Source organism: Mesorhizobium sp. M0701 (genome assembly GCF_040320365.1).
Taxonomy (GTDB): Bacteria; Pseudomonadota; Alphaproteobacteria; order Rhizobiales; family Rhizobiaceae; genus Mesorhizobium.
Genome location: NZ_JAMYPO010000006.1, coordinates 19,775 through 38,063, shown reverse-complemented (window position 1 = coordinate 38,063; position 18,289 = coordinate 19,775). Strand labels below are relative to the sequence as shown.

17 protein-coding genes are annotated in these 18,289 nt (G+C 61.2%); 12 read left to right on the top strand and 5 right to left on the bottom strand.

Annotated features, from left to right (window positions below):
* Positions 1-31 precede the first annotated feature (31 nt).
* Positions 32-994, top strand: a complete 963-nt coding sequence (locus tag NKI24_RS07940) for an ATP-binding protein (RefSeq protein WP_352744316.1) — start codon at positions 32-34, stop codon at positions 992-994.
* 170 nt (positions 995-1,164) lie between these two features.
* Here NKI24_RS07940 and choV read toward each other — a convergent pair whose 3' ends face one another.
* From choV to NKI24_RS07925, 3 genes are all read right to left on the bottom strand, one after another.
* Positions 1,165-2,346, bottom strand: coding sequence for a choline ABC transporter ATP-binding protein (gene choV, locus NKI24_RS07935; protein WP_352744314.1), 1,182 nt, complete (start codon positions 2,344-2,346; stop codon positions 1,165-1,167).
* A complete protein-coding gene (gene choW / locus NKI24_RS07930; RefSeq protein WP_254819158.1) occupies positions 2,343-3,197 on the bottom strand; it encodes a choline ABC transporter permease subunit in 855 nt (284 codons plus the stop codon). The genes choV and choW overlap by 4 nt, the downstream gene beginning before the upstream one ends.
* Before the next feature lie 118 nt (positions 3,198-3,315).
* The gene (locus tag NKI24_RS07925; protein WP_292660734.1) at positions 3,316-4,251 is read right to left on the bottom strand and encodes a choline ABC transporter substrate-binding protein; all 936 of its coding nucleotides are present in this window, start codon (positions 4,249-4,251) and stop codon (positions 3,316-3,318) included.
* A gap of 236 nt (positions 4,252-4,487) precedes the next feature.
* Here NKI24_RS07925 and NKI24_RS07920 point away from each other — a divergent pair, with 236 nt between their 5' ends.
* From NKI24_RS07920 to NKI24_RS07885, 8 genes are all read left to right on the top strand, one after another.
* Positions 4,488-5,099, top strand: coding sequence for a thymidine kinase (locus NKI24_RS07920; RefSeq protein WP_023679506.1), 612 nt, complete (start codon positions 4,488-4,490; stop codon positions 5,097-5,099).
* A 127-nt stretch (positions 5,100-5,226) separates the two neighbouring features.
* Positions 5,227-5,616: a c-type cytochrome gene (locus NKI24_RS07915; protein WP_023679507.1), complete on the top strand. Its 390-nt coding sequence runs from the start codon at positions 5,227-5,229 to the stop codon at positions 5,614-5,616.
* 216 nt (positions 5,617-5,832) lie between these two features.
* Positions 5,833-6,921: a hypothetical protein gene (locus NKI24_RS07910; protein ID WP_352450536.1), complete on the top strand. Its 1,089-nt coding sequence runs from the start codon at positions 5,833-5,835 to the stop codon at positions 6,919-6,921.
* Between the two features lie 35 nt (positions 6,922-6,956).
* Positions 6,957-8,102 (top strand): hypothetical protein, encoded by a 1,146-nt coding sequence (locus NKI24_RS07905; protein WP_352744310.1) that lies wholly within the window; start codon positions 6,957-6,959, stop codon positions 8,100-8,102.
* 24 nt (positions 8,103-8,126) lie between these two features.
* Positions 8,127-10,037 (top strand): AAA family ATPase, encoded by a 1,911-nt coding sequence (locus NKI24_RS07900; RefSeq protein WP_352744309.1) that lies wholly within the window; start codon positions 8,127-8,129, stop codon positions 10,035-10,037.
* A gap of 198 nt (positions 10,038-10,235) precedes the next feature.
* On the top strand, positions 10,236-11,534 hold the full coding sequence (locus NKI24_RS07895; protein WP_352683898.1) for a DUF6638 family protein: 1,299 nt from the start codon (positions 10,236-10,238) through the stop codon (positions 11,532-11,534).
* A gap of 14 nt (positions 11,535-11,548) precedes the next feature.
* Positions 11,549-12,673: a DUF2333 family protein gene (locus NKI24_RS07890; RefSeq protein WP_352450540.1), complete on the top strand. Its 1,125-nt coding sequence runs from the start codon at positions 11,549-11,551 to the stop codon at positions 12,671-12,673.
* 307 nt (positions 12,674-12,980) lie between these two features.
* A complete protein-coding gene (locus tag NKI24_RS07885) occupies positions 12,981-14,660 on the top strand; it encodes a formate--tetrahydrofolate ligase (protein WP_352744306.1) in 1,680 nt (559 codons plus the stop codon).
* Positions 14,661-14,738: 78 nt separating this feature from the next.
* On the opposite strand, the gene NKI24_RS07880 is transcribed toward NKI24_RS07885, so the two are convergent.
* On the bottom strand, positions 14,739-15,386 hold the full coding sequence (locus tag NKI24_RS07880) for a cysteine hydrolase family protein (RefSeq protein ID WP_352744303.1): 648 nt from the start codon (positions 15,384-15,386) through the stop codon (positions 14,739-14,741).
* Positions 15,387-15,514: 128 nt separating this feature from the next.
* Here NKI24_RS07880 and NKI24_RS07875 point away from each other — a divergent pair, with 128 nt between their 5' ends.
* The 3 genes from NKI24_RS07875 to NKI24_RS07865 all read left to right on the top strand — a co-directional run bounded on the left by NKI24_RS07875 (position 15,515) and on the right by NKI24_RS07865 (position 17,663).
* Positions 15,515-16,504: a helix-turn-helix domain-containing protein gene (locus NKI24_RS07875; protein ID WP_352744300.1), complete on the top strand. Its 990-nt coding sequence runs from the start codon at positions 15,515-15,517 to the stop codon at positions 16,502-16,504.
* Between the two features lie 173 nt (positions 16,505-16,677).
* Positions 16,678-17,157: a type II RES/Xre toxin-antitoxin system antitoxin gene (gene parS / locus NKI24_RS07870; RefSeq protein WP_502901439.1), complete on the top strand. Its 480-nt coding sequence runs from the start codon at positions 16,678-16,680 to the stop codon at positions 17,155-17,157.
* Positions 17,154-17,663: an RES family NAD+ phosphorylase gene (locus tag NKI24_RS07865; RefSeq protein ID WP_352744297.1), complete on the top strand. Its 510-nt coding sequence runs from the start codon at positions 17,154-17,156 to the stop codon at positions 17,661-17,663. The genes parS and NKI24_RS07865 overlap by 4 nt, the downstream gene beginning before the upstream one ends.
* A gap of 56 nt (positions 17,664-17,719) precedes the next feature.
* Here the strand turns inward: NKI24_RS07865 and NKI24_RS07860 are convergent, their stop codons facing one another.
* The gene (locus NKI24_RS07860) at positions 17,720-18,277 is read right to left on the bottom strand and encodes a sugar O-acetyltransferase (RefSeq protein ID WP_352680887.1); all 558 of its coding nucleotides are present in this window, start codon (positions 18,275-18,277) and stop codon (positions 17,720-17,722) included.
* Between the last annotated feature and the right edge of the window lie 12 nt (positions 18,278-18,289).

Sequence of the window (18,289 nt, the reverse complement as noted above, 5' to 3'; positions counted from 1 at the left end):
CTATCCGGAGGTAGCATGCCGAGAAGCTTTGGTGAACGCTATCGCCCACCGAGATTACTCGGAGGAGGGGCGAGGCATCGAAATATATGTTTTTGACGATCGAATAGAAATAAAGAATCCGGGAGGTCTCCTCTCCTCAATCTCCGTCGCAGACATTACTTCGCTTCGCGGGGTTCATCAATCACGTAACTCGTATGTGGCCAGGGCGCTTCGTGAGATCGGTGTCATGCGTGAATTGGGCGAAGGAATGCGGCGTATATTTGAGTTGATGAAGAACAATGAACTAGCCCCTCCAGAAATCACTGCGGATGCAAGCTCGTTTGCTTTGGCCTTGCACCATCGGCCGATGTACAATAAGGATGAAGCTCTTTGGCTAGAGCAATATGATGGCCTCCAGCTTTCATCGGACGAAAAGGCCGTCATACTTATGGGCAGGCGAGGGGATTTGATTTCTCCAAATGAAATTATTCGTAGAATCGGTATTGTCGATACAGAAAACTACCGGCAGATTGTTCATTCTCTTCAAACAAAAGGTATATTCGAAACTGCGCTGCCAAAAATGAAAGCTAAGCAACTCTCGCAACGCAAGGGAGTTGGCGTTCGCGATATTCCTCGATTTAAAGTTAGACCGGCAAGGGACGCTACTCACCGACGCGAGTCATCGCAAGGACGGGAGCCACCTCATAAAATCTACAATGTTACCCCCGAGAAGGTCGTGGAGAGCCAAGAGAAGGGGCTATATATTGGGAATATCCCGCCAAATACGTCAGAGCGTGACATTATCATGGCGTTCAAAGAATATGATCAGCCTGCCAGCGTGATTATTCCGAGAACTGGAGGGTTAAGCAGGGGTTTTGCATTTTTAGAATTTGATGATATTGCGATCGAACAAAAAGCTATTGGCGCGGATATAATCTTAGGCGGCAGAAAGCTTATTATTAGACGGAAGAATCCCCGAAGGCTAACTCCGGAGCCAAGGAGTGAAGTCCTCTAGTTCCCGTCACTCTCGGGCGTATCGTTCACACTCCTATTCTGCTGGTTAGTTTGTGCTGGCCAGCGCGGCGTGTAGCCATGTAGCTATGCAACGCGCATGCCTTTTGCTTGCAAGGCGTTCATCCCTTCCGAACCCATTGGCGCGCCGGCGTGCCGGTGAGTGAACGAGAGCTACCGTCGCAGCACCGCGCTCAGCACATCCCTGACGCCGATGGCGCCGACGAAGCGCGACTGGTCGTCGAACAGCGCCACCGGTGCGGTCTGCGAGCGATGCATGGCCAGCATCACGGTCTTCAGCGAGGTGCCGGGATTGGCCCAGAATACCTGAGCCGTCTCCTCCGGCTGGGCTTCGACATCGGCGCAGGACACCCAGACCGCCGGCTTGCCGTCGCGCTCGGCCGCCGCCACCAGCCCATGCTCGTCGATCTTGAAACGCGTCGTCCTGCGCCGGTCGAGCCACACCCAGCCGTTCTCGCCGTGTTCGAGGTCGCGGCGGTCGCGCATGACGTTCCACGCGGTCAGCACCGAGAGCGGGTTCACATTGGCGATGAAGTCGCGGACATAGTCGTTGGCGGGCCGCAGCACGATGTCTTCCGGCGCGCCGGTTTGCACGATGCGCCCGCCTTCCATGATGGTGATATGGGTGCCGATCTTCAGCGCCTCCTCGAGGTCGTGGCTGACGAAGATGATGGTCTTCTTCAGCTCGGCCTGGAGCTGCAGCAACTCGTCCTGCAGCTTGGTCCGGATCAGCGGATCGAGCGCCGAGAACGGCTCGTCCATGAGCAGGATCGGCGCCTCGGTGGCAAAGGCGCGCGCCAGGCCGACGCGCTGCTGCATGCCGCCGGAAAGCTCATGCGCATATTTCTTCGACCACTGGTCGAGATGAACCAGCTTCAGTTGCCTGTTCACCCGCTCCTTGCGCTCGGCTTCGGGTACGCCGGCGAGCTCGAGGCCAAGGCCGACATTCTCCTCCACCGTGCGCCACGGCAGCAGGCCGAACTGCTGGAACACCATCGCCACCTGCTTCTGCCGCAGCCGCCGAAGCGTCGCCTCGTCGCAGGTGACGACGTCGACCGTACCGTCGCCGTCCTTGACCAGCACCTGGCCGCGCGAGACGACGTTCAGCCGGTTGACGGCTCTGAGCAGCGTCGATTTGCCGGAGCCGGAAAGCCCCATCAGCACCGAGATCTCGCCCTCGTTCACGGTGAGGCTGGCGCCGGCGCAGCCCAGTACGTTGCCGGTTTTTTCGAGGATCTCGGCTCGGGTTGCACCACTGTCGATCAGCGCCAGCGAGCCTGCCTGGTCGGCGCCGAAGACGATGTCGACATTTCTGAAATCGACGGCGACGGTCATTTCTTGCCTCCCACGCCGATGCGCGTCATCCGGTCGAGCACGATGGCGAGCACGACGATCGCCAGCCCTGCCTCAAGCCCGAGGTCGATCCTGCGCGAACCGAGCGCCCGGTTGATTTCCGTACCGAGGCCGCCGGCGCCGATCAGGGCGGCGAACACCACCATCGACAGCGACAGCATGATCGACTGGGTCAGCCCAGCCATGATGGTCGGCAGCGCCGAAGGCAATTCGACCTTCCACAGCAGCTGGCGCTTGGTGGCGCCGAACGCCTCGCCCGCCTCGACGATCGATTTCGGCACCGAGGTGACGCCGAGATGGGTGAGACGGACCGAGGTCGGGATGACGAAGATGATGGTGACGATGAGGCCGGGCGCGTTGCCGAGCCCGAACAATGTCAGCACCGGGATCAGATAGACGAAGGTCGGCAATGTCTGCATCAGGTCGAGCACCGGCAGCATCACGCGATACACCTTCGGCTTGTGCGCGGCCCAGATGCCGAGCGGCACGCCGATGGCCATCGACACGGCGGCGGCGGCGACCACCAGCACCAGCGTCTCCACCGTCTGCTTCCACAGGTTCTGGTTGAGGATGAACAGCAATCCGATGAATACCGCCAAAGCCAGGCCTTTCGAGCGCTGCAGGAAATAGGCGAGCAGAGCGATCAGCGCGATCAGCAGAACCGGCGGCAGCAACAGCAGCCCGTCGACGATGCCGTCGAGCAGGAAGTTGAGGCTGTTGGAAAAAGCCCTGAAGATGGTGTCGAAATTGTCGGTGAGAAAGCCGAAAAACGCCTTCCCCCATGCCCCGATGGGAATCTTGTAACTGACCAGGAATTTGGAGATCGGATCCATCTAGCCCCTCTTCTGCCGGCGCCGTCCTTCGCCGGACGGTCATCTTGTCACAGGATATGAAAAAGGGCAGCCATTTCTACCGTGGCTGCCCTTTGTCTCGTCATGCCAGATGGTCGGGTCAGCTTCCGAGCGCCGTTTTCACCGCAGCCGCCGCATCGCCGCCGTCGAAGGTGGTGACGCCAGCGATCCAGGGAGCGACCGCGTCCGGGTGCTTCTTCAGCCAGTCGGTCGCGACCGTATTGGCATCGCCGCCCTTCAGGATCGCGTCCATCATCTCGCCTTCCATGTCGAGGTTGAACTTCAGATTGGCGATGAACTTGCCGGCGTTCGGGCATTCGCTCATGTAGCCCTTGCGTACATTGGTATGCACGGTGGCAGCACCAAAGCCGCTATCTCCCATCCCCTCGAGATAGGTGATCTTCATGGCGCCCATCACCGGATGCGGCGTCCAGCCGAGGAAGGCGATCCATTCATTGTTCTTCATCGACTGCTCGGCCTGGGTGAGCATGCCGGCCTCGGAGGATTCGACCAGTTCGAAGCCTTCGAGATTGGTCTTCGGATCCTTGATCATGTCGAGGATGATGCGGTTGCCGTCATTGCCGGCCTCGATGCCGTAGATCTTGCCGTCAAACTTGTCCTTGAACTTGCCGAGATCGGTCAGCGTCTTGACACCGGCATCGGCGACATAGGTCGGAACGACGATGCCGTAGCCGGCACCGCTGAGATTTTCGCTGACGGTCTCGACCGAGCCTTCGGCGGCATAGTCCTTGATGTCGTTGGTCATCGACGGCATCCAGTTTCCGAGGAACACGTCGAGGTCTTTGTTCTTCAGCGACGCATAGGTCACCGGCACCGAAAGCTGGATCACCTGCGGCTCGTAGCCCAGCGCCGTGAGCAGCACCGAGGCGACGCCGGTGGTCGCCTGGATGTCGGTCCAGCCGACATCGGACAGCCGCACCGTCTTGCAGCTTTCCGGATCGCCGGCGAAGGCCCCAGTCGTGGATAGAAAAGCCGCCAGGCCGAGGCCGGCGACGAATGAACTCATACGCGACATGAAAATTCTCCCATTTCAGTTCTCGGTGAAGCGGAGCGACGGTTTATCTCCGCCTTTGTTCCGTCAGCCAAACATCATTCTGCTGCGGTTTCAAGCACTAAGGCAATCACGAACAACGGCGCAGGCTGGCCGATCAGCGACACGCCCGCCGCTTTCCGGATGGAAGTCGCCTTTTCCCGGTGGAATGTAGGCGCTCCCCCTCCCCGCTTTGTTGCAACTCGGCTTAAATGGACGGCATGGCCAAGCTGTACTTCCATTATGCGACGATGAATGCCGGCAAGACGACGATGCTGTTGCAGGCCTCGTATAATTACCGCGAGCGCGGCATGACGACGATGCTGTTCATCGCCGGCCACTACCGCAAGGGCGATACCGGGCTGATCTCGTCGCGCATCGGCCTGGAGACGGAAGCCGAGATGTTCCGCGACGGCGACGACCTGTTCGCCCGAGTCGCCGAGCATCACGACCACGCCACGGTCCATTGCGTCTTCGTCGATGAGGCGCAGTTCCTCGAAGAGGAGCAAGTCTGGCAACTCGCCCGCATCGCCGACCGGCTGAACATCCCGGTCATGTGCTACGGCCTGCGCACCGATTTCCAAGGCAAGCTGTTTTCCGGATCGCGCACCCTGCTGGCAATCGCCGACGACCTGCGCGAGGTGCGCACCATCTGCCGTTGCGGCCGCAAGGCGACGATGGTGGTGCGCCTCGGCGCCGACGGCAAGGTGGCGAAACAGGGCGAACAGGTGGCGATCGGCAAGGATGTCTATGTCTCGCTCTGCCGCCGCCATTGGGAAGAAGAAATGGGCCGCGCCGTGCCCGACGATTTCATCGGCTTCACCAAAACCTGACCAGCGCTATTGCTTTCATCCGACCTCCCGGCCGACATTCGTTCGCCAATCGCGCCATCGTGCGGCGCTTGTTTAAGGCCTGCTTGCTATTTCAGAACCTCTCAGCCAGAGCCGTCGGGGAGTTCCCATGCTTCGAGCCATTTCGTCTGCCGCTGCCTTCCTCATCGCCGGCGCTCTTGCCGCGCATGCCGACGGCGATGCCGCTCTAGGCAAGAAAGTCTTCAACAGATGCATGGCCTGTCATGAGGCAACGAGCGACCACGACAAGGTCGGCCCGCATCTGCTGGGTGTCGTCGGCCGCACCGCCGGCACCGCGGACAGTTATCTCAGCCGCTACTCGCAGGGGATGAAGGACGCCGGCGCCGCCGGCCTGGTCTGGGACGAAGCAAACCTCGCCGAATACCTGCGCGCGCCGCGGCAGAAGGTCCCTGGCAACAAAATGGCCTTCTCCGGCCTGACCAGCGACGACGACATCGCCAATGTCATCGCCTACCTCAAGGCCGATCCCAAGCCCTGAGCGTCGCTCCCCGACCTAAAGTCCAGCCGCGGTTGAAGCGGTGTCTGACCGGACGGCAGTTACACCGTAGTCATTGCCTGACTATCCTGCGGTCGGCCTCCTGAAATTCTTTTGTTTTCCTGTAATCCCATGTCTTCCGTCTTTCATTCGCCAAACCCGGCACATATATTCGCGGCGGTTTGCGAAACGAAACCGATGCCGAAGCGGGAGGCCCCAATGGCGACATTGCAGAATTTCGACGCCGAGATTGCCAAGACCAAGCAGGTCGTTGAGGACATGCGCACCAAGATCGAGCAGTCCGGTACTGTGCTCGACACGCTCGCCACCGCCGACAAGAAGATCGGCGACGCCAATTTCGACATCGAGAATGCCCGCATCGAGGACGTGCTGAAGCAGCAGAAGGTGATGGAAGGCAATATCGCCGACCTGATTATCGGCCTCGAGGACGCCACCAACGTCTTCGGCGCCGAATTCGAGAGCATGAAGAACTACACCGGCTGGGAAAATTTCGTCGGTGTCTTCTCCAGCCAGCGCAAGCAGCGCCTGCGCACCGACCGCGTCCGCAACATGTCGCTGGCCGGCAATCTGCAGGAGCTGCTGGCGAAATCCGACACCATCGTCGGCATCCTCAAGGCGCAGAAGCAGGTTCTCGACACGCGCTACAAGACCTCCGAGGCCAGCCTGTCGCAGGTGATCGAGCGCCGCAAGACCACCATGTCCAATCTCGAGACCGTGCAGAAACGCATCGAGGAGCTCAACCCGATGCTGCTCGACATCGAGAACAAGATCGCCGCCTCGACCAGCCAGAAGGAGCGCACGCAGCTGGAAGGCGAACGCTCGAAACTGGCCACGGAATACAACGAAAAGCAGGCCAAGGAGCAGGAATTGCTGGCCGAAAGCCAGACGCTGGAGCGCTACACCTCGATGTTCCAGACCTTCGTCGATTCCCTCAACAACCAGATCGCGGCGCAATCGACGCTGATCAACAAGCTGACCATCGATACCGAGCAGCGCATCGTGCTGTACAAGGCGCTGGAAGATTCGCTGAAGACCGCCGCCCAACAGGATGTCGCCCACAAGATCAACACGCTGGGCAGCCAGGTCGACAACACCGCCGAAGAGACCATGGCCGGCATTGGTGCCGCCTCGCAAAAGCACATCGGCGATCTGCTTGAAATGCACGAGAAAAACATGGTCGCCACCGCCGACATCCAGCGCCGCAAGAAGCTCGCCGACGATGCCTTCGCCCGCCGCTTCGACGATGTGATGAAGAAGCACAATTCGGCAAATTACGTGCAGTCGTAATTGCTGCACGTGCACTGCTCCCAAGGGCTGGCAGCATGACCCCCGAAAACGAAGCTGCGGCGCGCTATTTCTCGGCGATCACGGCGGCACTTGGCGGCCTCGAAGTGTTCATGCGCGACGATCGCTCGCCGCTCTATCGGCACGGCATCGTCGCCAAGGTCGTCGCCGAATATATTGCGCGGCTCGACAAGTCGTTCTCGTGCTGGCGCAACCGGCTGGGCTTCACCGAGACATTCCGCATCTCGCGCGCCGAAAGCGGTTTTCCGGTCTTCCAGAACCTGCTCGAACTGGAAAACGACCGGCTCCAGGCCGACGGCCGTCTCGCCGTCATCCCTTCGGCCAGCGAGCTGCGCGAGGAAATGGCCGACTTCATCCTGCGCCACAAGGAATTCCCCGAAGCGCTGCAGAAGTCGATGGCCGAGCGGCTTTACCTCGAGGACGTCAAGAGCGAGACCACCTTCGGCCCGTTCACGCTGGCCCAGACGGTCAAGGTGTCGGTCAATCCGAAGACGTTGCGCCCGTATTATCTGGTCCACTGGGCGTGCTTCGACGGCAGCGCCAACCTGCCGCTTGTGTATATGGTGACGGTTGAGGATTCCTCGGACGACATGATCCGGCAGCTTGTCGACTCCGGTGGCAAACTTAATGAGAGGGTCGACATTCCGCTGCCGGTCGACGGCTTGCTCAATCCCGAGCTTGCCCATCGTTTCGACGATTTCACCGAGAAGAATTCCGCCTACGCGCTGTCGCCGGCGACCATCGCGGTCAACCTCGACAAGGATTTCGAGCCGCTGCATCCCAAGCAGCTGCGTCGCGTCGTGCTCGGCCCGTTCTATTCTGCAGGGATTACCGACAACAATTCGACGGTGAGCGAAGTGCTGGCCAAGGTGCGCAAGCCGGAAAACGCCTGGCTGCTGACCTGGACCATCCAGGAGGTCTTTTCCAAGGCCGAAAAGCCAGGCCGCAAGGGGCTGTTTTCGAGCGAAAAGACGACACAGGAATTCTTCATCAATACCGACGATCTCGAGGCCGCGCGGCAAGGCGTGTCCAACTACGAGAACCATGCGCTGATTCCGCACGAGGCCTATCAGGCGCTCTATGCCGCCGGCGAGGCGCAGAAGATCTTTTCGGGCTACAAGGTCCACATCCTGTCCAAAGGGCAGGTCATCAGCGACGTCTGACCGTCAAATCGCGGAGCATCCTCCATGGACACCGGCCTGACCACCATCCCGGAAGCGGCAATTGAAAAGCACCGTGCCACTGCGCAAAGTTTCATCACTCGCATCGTCGTGCTGGAGGACCCATCGCGCGAGTCCGGCACCGCGCTTGCCGGCACCAACCGCCGCTTCGTCTCTACCGTCTCGGTCGGCTCGGTGCGCCGCACGCGCGAGGTCGAGCTCTCCAAAACCGTCGCCGCCGTCCATTCCGACGACCAGTTGCTGACCATCCCGCAGCACACGCTGTTGTTTCGCGCCCGGCGCGGCACAGCGATAGCGCTGGCCATATCGGATGTCTTCGCCGAGGGCTCGGACCTCGAAAGTCTGCAGGCGAAAAACGCCCGCTCGCCGCTCGAAGGCGATGAAGCTGCCACCTTCAAGAAGCTGCTGTCGGCCTCTGCCTACATCTCCGCCTTCAGCCTTGCCTCCTATTTGTTCCAGCTGATCGACAGCGACGGCGAGGCGCCGAACGACACGCCCGAGCCGGACTTTCTGTTCGACACGCCACAGGATGCGGTGAAGTCGATCGTGGCCGGGCTCGACAGGGCGATAGCAGGTTCGAAGGACGATGCCGACCTGATGACCCGCGCCCGCGCCTTTGCCCGCGTCGCCATCGACGGGCTGTTGGCGCGAAAGGGCCGCTTCGACGGCATCGGTCCGTTCGAGAACGCGCATATCCGCATCGACGTCGACGATTTTACCCTTGACGGCTTCGACGTCGCGCCGGGTAAGCGGGCAAAGCCGCTGGTGATGACCTTCAAAAAACCGGAAGAGGTCGTCGGCAACCACATCGCCAAATACCAGTCGGTCAAGCTTGCCAAGATGCTGATGGCCTACGATTTCGAGCGTGAGCTGAACCCATTCGTCGAACTCGGCGGCTTCCTGTTCACCTTTATCGGCGATGGCGCGCCCGGCACCGGCAAGACAACGTTGATCCAGATGATCGCTGGTCTTCTCAATGGTTATTGCCAGGTCGCCGGCTATCCCTTCGCCTACGAGAATTTCGGCGTCGACCAGATCTCCTCCTACCAGGGCAAGTCGGGCCAGAACTGCCGCCAGTTCATCAACAATGTGCTGAACCCGCGCGTCATCGGCTTTGGCACCATCGACGATATCGACCAGGTGGCGGCACGCCGGTCCGACGACCGCGCCTCGGCCGGCCAGCAGGAAATCACCGGCGTCCTGATGGACGCCTTTGGAGGTGCGGCGACCGTGGTGCGCGGCAACTGCTCGTTCGGCATGTTCTCCAACTATCCCGAAAACGTCGACGACGCGCTACGCCAGCGCGCCGGCGCGCGCTGGCTGGTCGATGGCCCGCAGAGCCGCGACGACTACATCGACATCTTCGTTCTGCTCGCCGGCAAGAACCACAAGATCCCGCTCGGCGACCACAAGCTCTATGCGGCGCAAGAGATCCAGCGCGCGGTGATGGAGGCCTATGAGGAACATGAAAAGCCGCAGGAAGACGGGCTGATGAAGGTCTATGAGCGCTACATGAAGGAAAACGGCGCGCCGAAGACGATGGCTGACATCGGCACCTATCTGCACTTGATCAAGGATGCCGAGCCGCGCTTTACCGGCCGCGCCATCAAGAACGTTACCGATGCCATCAAGATGCGCGCCATGGACATCGAATTGCCGGACGAGTGGTTCGAAAAGCCGGAAGCCTTCATGCACAAGGGTTACGACGACAAGAAAGCGATGATCGAGGAGCTGCGCGGGCCATTCTCGATGGACATGGTCATGCAGGAGATCAACCGCTATGCGGATTCCGAATTCCGCTATTCCGACAAGTCCGATGATGCGGCGGTGACCAAGATGATCCGCGACACCCGTCTGCGGGAGCGTGCCGTCCGCGAGATCGAGGGGTTGAAGAAAAAGGGGCTGTGGAATGCGTGAGATGCGCCGACGCCACCTTCTCCCCTTGTGGGAGAAGGTGGCGTCGAAGGCGACGGATGAGGGGTATTCGTCAAGCTGGAACACCCCTCATCCGACCGAGCTTCGCTCGGCCACCTTCTCCCACAAGGGGAGAAGGCGCGTTCGCGCCCCTCATCCGCCCTTCGGGCACCGTCTCCCCGTGAACGCGGAGAAGGAATAATGGCCAAGAAACCCGATCTGTTGCGCGACAACGAGCTGATCTACGGCCGGCTGCTGACGATCGACGAGCCGCACCTGATCCAGCGCTACAACAAGGCGATGGTCGCGTTCGGCTTGAAGCCGACCAAGTTGAGAAGCTTCGAGATCGACCGCACTGGCTTCTCGCCGCAGGTCGCCGAGGAATGCGGCGACTACAGCTACCTCGATCCGAACGAGGTCAACCGCCGCTTCATCATCCTGACGCCGTCGCAGATCGACCTGCCGGTGGTGCACACGGCGTTCTCCAACACCTCGCTGCTGATGTACGAGTTCATGTCCAAGAACCAGCGCGCCATCGATGCGCTGACGATCAAGGACGTCATCTACGGCGAGATCGAGGATTCGGTCCCCAAGGTCGACGACATCGAGGACCTGCTGTCGATCAACCAGGTCGAGTTCAAGGTGCTGTCGGCCGAGGATGTGCTCGGCAAGGCCGCCGAGCTCGGCAAGCTGGTCGACCGGCTGAAGCAGGAGCCGGATGCCTGGCGCGACAACGCCATGCTGGCCCACATGGTCGAGCTGGCGAAGGTCTGCGGCGACATCCGCGAGAATGCGCTGGTGCCGGACCAGGTGATCTTCCGTCACAATGCCTATTGGACCAGCCATTTCGGCGGGCTCTATGTGTTCGTCGATCCCGACGTGACGACGGTGATCAGCGACCCCGCAGCGCCCGGTTTCCGCCGCTCGCGGCCGTGGCAGGTGAGTTACCTTTCGATCCACGATGCCGACAAGGTGTTCAAGTTCCTCGCCTCGACCGGCCGCATCGAGCTGCCGCGCGCCTCATGGATCGAAACCTCCGGTTATCTCGAGCATCGCGCCGAAATGGTGGTGCGCGCGCTGATCCGCGACGCCGATCCCGACCGCAATCTGACCGACGTCGACAAGGTCTGGCTGCAGACCTGGATCCACGGCCATACCGATCTGATCACCAGGGACGGCAATTTTCCCTTCCTCAACGCCGCCAAGCGCGAGATCGCCCAGCTCGGCCATCTCAAGATCGAGGACGTGTTCCCGCAGCAGCGCTTCCTGGTCATCCGCGCCAAGCCGGACCATGCCGACGCCTGGCTGACCAACCAGCTGATCTCGGACTTCGTGCCGCAGGACTTCGTTTCGCGTTACGTCTTCAACAAGCCGGGCTTCTACAGGGACTATGAGGGCTTCAGCGACGCCTGGCGATCGCATGTTGTGGACGTTCTGAAAACCACATATCTGAAGGACAAGGTGGCGTTTCGCACGCGCCTCTACGGCTTGACTGACTGAGGGGTGACATCGCCATGCTTGATCCGATCGTGAGTTTCTTCACCCGGATTTTCCAGTGGATTGGCCGCGGCATCGGCCTGCTCATCGGCGCGATCCTGTGGCCGTTCCTGTGGGCGGGGCGCTGGTACACGCAACGCGGCTGGATCCTGAAGGCGGTGCTCGGCCTGGCTGTGCTCGTGCTGATCGGTCTCTATGTCAACTTCTTCTACGCCACCCAGTGGTGGAACAATTTCGACCCGAATTACGTCGACAAATACACGTTCGAAAAACGCAACAGCTCCGCCGGTGAACAGGTTTCCGCCGGCGCCGGCACCGACACGGCCAAGACCTGCGGAAATTCAGCCATTGCCCAGGTTGCGGCCGACCTGACCGACTTCAACGTCAACCAGAATGCCTGGGTGTCGTCGATGATTCTTTACAAGCTCGGCCTGTTCGGCATCGACTGGGATCACACGCCGTTCATGGACAACAAGGCTTCGTTCCAGCGCGGCATCAACCAGGCGGTGCGGCGTACGGCGACCGAGCTTGCCGATAATCTCGGCCGCGTCCGCACCACCTCGCAGATCGACGCCGACCTGCAGGATGCCCGCGGCAATCTGCAGTTCGACGAGGAAACCTGGTATTTCGGCTTGAACCCGTTCGGCCCCAAGACGCCGACGCCGAGCTACTATCGTGACGCGGTGCGCAAGCTGCGTTCCTTCAACGCCCGCCTCGCAGCCTGCCAGGCGACGTTCGATGCCCGCGCTGACAATCTCAAGCAGTATATCGACCGCATCTCGTCCGACATCGGTTCGACCTCGGCGATCCTCAAGGAGCGTGCCGAAAACCACAATAATGGCTGGTTCGACACTCGCGCCGACGACCGCTTCTGGTTCGCCTATGGCCAGCTCTATGCCTATTACGGGCTGATGAAGGGCGCACAGGCCGACTTCGAGGACGTCATCAAGGAAAAGCACCTGCAGAACCTGTGGGATACGATGGACGCGCAGTTCGTCTCGGCGCTGCGCATCCAGCCCTTCATCATCGCCAATGGCCGCGAGGACGGCTGGCTGTTGCCGACACATCTGACGACGATGGGTTTTTACATACTCAGGGTGCGCTCGAACATGGTCGAGATCAGCAACGTGCTGACGCAGTAGCGGATCGTCCCGCACAGCCGGCGCTGGTGAATTTGCGCCGTTGCTTCTGTCGCTTTTCGCGTATTACGCGGCTGTTTTGAGACGGCGGAACCGCGCCTGCTCTGGCTTCTATACGGCGCGGCAACCGGCGCGAAAAGAACCTGTAGCAGGGCAGCCGGCCGCAGAGGTATTTTCTTCGCAGGAAACATAGTTGCATGAAAGTTGACGCCGCGGCAGCGACAGGGGTAGAACATGCCCGCGCCTGCAATGCCGGGCTATTCGTGCGACCACACTAGTCAAATCCGTCCAATTCAGAGGGAAGTCGTCCATGGCCGAAGTGAAGTCCGACATCGAGATCGCGCGCGGCGCCAGGAAGAAGCAGATCCAGGAGATCGGCCAGAAGATCGGCATTCCGAGCGAACATCTTCTGCCCTACGGCCACGACAAGGCGAAGATCTCGGCCGAGTTCATCAGGTCGGTGAAGGGCAACAAGGATGGCAAGCTGATCCTCGTCACCGCCATCAACCCGACACCGGCCGGCGAAGGCAAGACGACGACGACGGTGGGCTTGGGCGATGGCCTCAACCGCCTCGGCAAGAAGGCCATCGTCTGCATCCGTGAGGCTTCGCTCGGACCGAATTTCGGCGTCAAGGGCGGTGCCGCCGGCGGTGGCTACGCGCAGGTCGTGCCGATGGAGGACATGAACCTCCACTTCACCGGCGATTTCCACGCCATCACCACCGCCCATAACTTGCTGTCGGCGCTGATTGACAACCACATCTACTGGGGCAACGAGCTCGGCATCGATACCCGCCGCGTCGTCTGGCGCCGCGTCATGGACATGAACGACCGGTCGCTGCGCGAGATCATCTGTTCGCTCGGCGGCGTCGCCAACGGTTTCCCGCGCGAGGCCGGTTTCGACATCACAGTCGCCTCGGAAGTCATGGCCATCCTGTGCCTGTCGACCGACCTGAAGGACCTGGAAAGGCGCCTCGGCGACATCATCGTCGCCTATCGCCGCGACAAGTCGGCCGTCTATGCGCGCGACCTCAAGGCCGACGGCGCCATGGCCGTACTCTTGAAGGATGCCATGCAGCCCAATCTCGTGCAGACGCTGGAGAACAACCCGGCCTTCGTGCATGGCGGCCCCTTCGCCAACATCGCGCATGGCTGCAACTCCGTCGTTGCCACGACGACGGCGCTGAAGCTTGCCGACTACGTCGTCACCGAAGCCGGTTTCGGCGCCGATCTCGGTGCCGAAAAGTTCTTCGACATCAAATGCCGCAAGGCCGGCCTGAGGCCCGCCGCGGCGGTCATCGTCGCCACGGTTCGCGCCATGAAGATGAATGGCGGCGTCAAGAAGGAGGACCTCGGCAAGGAGAACGTCGAGGCGGTCAAGAAGGGATGTGCGAATCTCGGCCGCCACATCGAGAACATCCGCCAGTTCGGTGTGCCGGCTGTGGTCGCCATCAACCATTTCTACTCCGACACAGAGGCCGAGATCCAGGCGATGAAGGACTACGTCGCCTCGATGGGCGAAGAGGCGATCCTGTGCAAGCACTGGGCCCAGGGATCGGCCGGTATCGAAGAACTGGCCAAAAGAGTCGTGGCGTTGGCCGAATCCGGCGCGTCGCAATTTGCCCCGCTGTATCCCGACGCCATGCCGCTGTTCGAGAAGATCAACACCATCGTCCAGCGCATCTATCGCGGTTCGGAAGCGATCGCCGACAAATCGGTGCGCGACCAGCTCCACGCCTGGGAGCACGCCGGCTACGGTCATTTGCCGGTCTGCATGGCCAAGACGCAATATTCCTTCTCCACCGATCCGAATCTGCGCGGCGCGCCGACCGGCCACACCGTACCGGTGCGCGAGGTCAGACTGTCTGCCGGCGCCGGCTTCGTCGTCATCATCTGCGGCGAGGTGATGACCATGCCCGGCCTGCCCAAAGCGCCATCCTCGGAAAAGATTTTCCTGAACGAAATGGGCCAGATCGAAGGCCTGTTTTAGGGATAATCAACGCTTGAACGGCAAAGGGCGCCGCAACGCTGCGGCGCCCTTTTTGGCGTCTTCGCGACGATCTCGTCCCTACGCCGCGCTTCGCGCCAGCGCGCGCTGGTTGGAGGCATAGGGTGTGTCGTGCTGGGGTACCACGCCGGTCTTCAGACAATCGATCCACTCGGCGGTTTTGAGAACGGCCGCGAAGCGCGACTGCAATACGATCGTCACGACGCGATGGATTTCCTCCCCCGAAGCGTAACCGGCGCTGTTGGCGTACGGCAACGACCCCGTTGCGTCCGACAGGAACTCGACCTCGAAGCCCATATGCACGGCGTGGATGACCGTCGACAGATCGCAATTGTGAGTCATGTAGCCGATGACCGTGATCGTATCGATAGAGTTGGCGCGCAGCCACTCCTCGAGGTCCGTGCCGGTGAAGGCGCTGGGCAAGTTCTTTTCGATGTAGTGGTCGCGGTCTCGCCTGGCGATTTCCGGGTGCAACTCGGCGCCATGGCTGCCCTTGGCGAAGACCGGTGAGGTTTCCGGCGCCAACTGTTTGATGACCACCACCTTGACGCCTGCCTCGGTGGCCGCGTCCATCGCTCGCGCGACATTGACGACGCTGTCGCGGAAGGGCGGATGCTGGATGGCGAGGTTGCCGCCATCATAGTCGTTTTGAACATCGATGACGATGAGGGCGCGGCGCGGAGCTTTGTCTTTGGCTGGTTGCGACATGGGGTTTTCCTTTCCCGTTGGACATTGATGGGTGGACGATAAGCTCGGCACCGGATTGCAAAAAGTGTCCCGATTGACATTATTCGAAAGAATTGGGACAATCGGCCTCACCCGTTGCTGGAGCTCCCATGACCGATCCTGCCGTTGCCGCCATCGCCTTCGATGGCATCAGCCCGTTTCATCTCTCCGTGCCGTGTCTTGTGTTCGGCGCTGATCGCACGGAGCTCGGCCTGCCGCGCTTCGACTTCCGGGTCTGCGCGATTGAGGACGGGCCGATCCGCACCGATGCCGGGCTGACCATCAGCGTCCCGCACGGGCTTTCCGCGCTCAATGACGCCGACATCGTCATCGTGCCAAGCTGGAAGGATCTCGGGAGCTCGCCTCCAGCCGCATTGATCGACGCGTTGCTTGGCGCGCACGAGCGCGGCGCGCTGATCGTCGGACTGTGCTTGGGAACGTTCGCTGTTGCGGCGACCGGACTGCTTTCGGGGCGGCGAGCGGCGACGCACTGGGCCTACGCGGATCAGCTGCAGGAACTCTATCCCGACATTCTCGTCGAACCGGAAGTGCTCTACATCGACAATGGCGATGTCGTGACATCCGCCGGCGTCGCCGCCGGGCTCGACTGCTGCCTGCACGTCGTACGGGCTCGTTACGGCGCGGAGGCGGCACTTCGCCTTGCCCGGCAGATTGTGCTTTCTCCGCACAGGCAGGGCGGGCAGGCGCAATTCATCGAACGTCCCATCGCCAGGACCGGCAATGCGGACCGCTTCACCCAGGCTCTCGAAGCGGTGCGCAAAACCCTGGGTGAGCCGCACAGTCTGGACAGCGTTGCCGGTCTCGCTGGCCTCACCCGCCGGACGTTCACGCGCCGTTTCCAGAAAACGATCGGCACCAGTTTCGGCGACTGGCTGACCGACCAGCGCGTTCAGCTGGCGCAGCGGCTGCTGGAAGCAACGGAAAAATCGATGGACACGGTTGCCTTCGAGGCCGGCTTCGGCAGCGCTACCTCGCTGCGCCAGCACTTCGCAGCGCGCCTCAGAACCTCGCCGGCGCAGTACCGGCGCGAATTCTCGAGGAGTGCTCAGGAGGAGCGCGTGGCGCACATGCCGAGGTGAAATTCGGCTCGCGCTCGATTCCAGGGCAATCGCTTCAGTGCCGACCTTGGACTGCCATCTGGCTTTTCTCTTGAAGCGATTGCCCTGCTCTCGATCCTGTCGTGCTTGAAAGGCTTTGCGTCATCTGTCATATATTAAAGCGACAGATGACGCGAAGAGGGCTCGCCGTGGCGATGGCATTGGAAAAGGCTGCGCCAGCAGCAAAAAACAATGAACTTCAGAAGGTGGCTAGATTGCTAGGCGGCAGCCGCATTCTGGCAAGGCGCCTCAGCAGCGCTTTGGATGCCCACGAGTTGCTTCTGCACGGCCTGCCGGCTTCAGCGCTGGACCATCTTATCGGGCAACTCGTCTTCATCCAGAAGACCGATTCGCTGGAGAAGGCCGTCGGCATGAGCCTGCGCACCTACCAGCGCCGCAAGGATGCTCCGTCCAAGCCTCTCAGTCAGGACCAGAGCGGACGAACCTGGAAGTTCGCGGAGATCCTGTCGAAAGCGACCGACGTGTTCGGTTCGCAGGCGGAGGCAGAGCAATGGCTGGAGCGCCCGGCGATTGGGCTCGACCAGCGTCGTCCAATCGACCTTCTGGCGACACCGGCAGGGATCGAGCTTGTAGAAGACTATCTGGAACGGCTTGAATATGGCGTTTATGCATGACGCCGCTGCCGGCGGCGCTTGGTGGCTCCGACCTCATCGGATGGCGCCTCGATCAAGCCGCGTTTGCGCCTACATGGGATAGTGGCGAGAGCGCATACAGGGTGGGCGGACGCTGGAACAGCAAGGGCGTGCGCGCCGTCTACTGCTCGATCGATCCGTCGACTGCGATCCTCGAGGTTGCGGTTCATAAGGGCTTCAGGGCGCTCGACACGATTGCGCATGTCATGACGGCAGCGATCGTCAGCGATGTCGCGGATGTGCATATCGTCGACCCCGCCGCCGTGCCCAACCCCAACTGGTTGCGCCCGGGCATTCCGAGCTCCGGGCAACAGGCGTTTGGCGACGATCTTCTGCAACGGCACCGGTTCGTGGTGATTCCGAGCGCCGTATCGCAGCGTAGCTGGAACCTGATCTTCGACGCGAGCCTCGCCAGAGGGGCATACGCCATGAAGACCCGGGAGGCGTTTGCGCTCGACACACGGTTGCATCCACCTCCGGCCAAGTGACACAGCCGCCTATGTCCATCAGAACGAGGACATGACCGGCGACAGAAGCACGGTGCTCAGCTGTTGCTGATTATCCGTGCCGGATTGCCAACCACCGTGGTGTTCGCCGCGACGTCGCGCGTAACCACAGAACCGGCGCCGACGATAGCGCCATCGCCGATCCTGACTCCGCCGAGGATGACGGTACTGCCGCCGATCCAGGCATTGTCGCCGATCTCGACCGGCTTGGCGATCTCCAGCCCTGCCCGTCGCCCGGCAGCCTCCTTGTGGTGCTCGGCGCAATAGATCTGCACATTCGGGCCGAGCAGCGTTCCCTTGCCGATGCGCACTGGCGCCGTATCGAGAATGATGCAGCCGGCATTGAGAAAAACGCGGTCGCCGAGAAAGATGTTGAAGCCATAAGCGCAGTGGAACTGCGCCTCGATCCGGGCGCCCTCGCCCGCAGCGCCGAGCAGCGTCCGCAATTCAGGCCCGATGTCGCGACGCTGCCGGGGCGGCAGGCTGTTGTGCTCGAACACCGCGTCTCGCGCCGTGATGCGCAACGCCTCCAGTTCCGGATCGAGGCAGCAATACCACTCGCCCGCCGCCATTTTCGTGCGTTCGCTTTCGGCCATGGCCGCAACTCC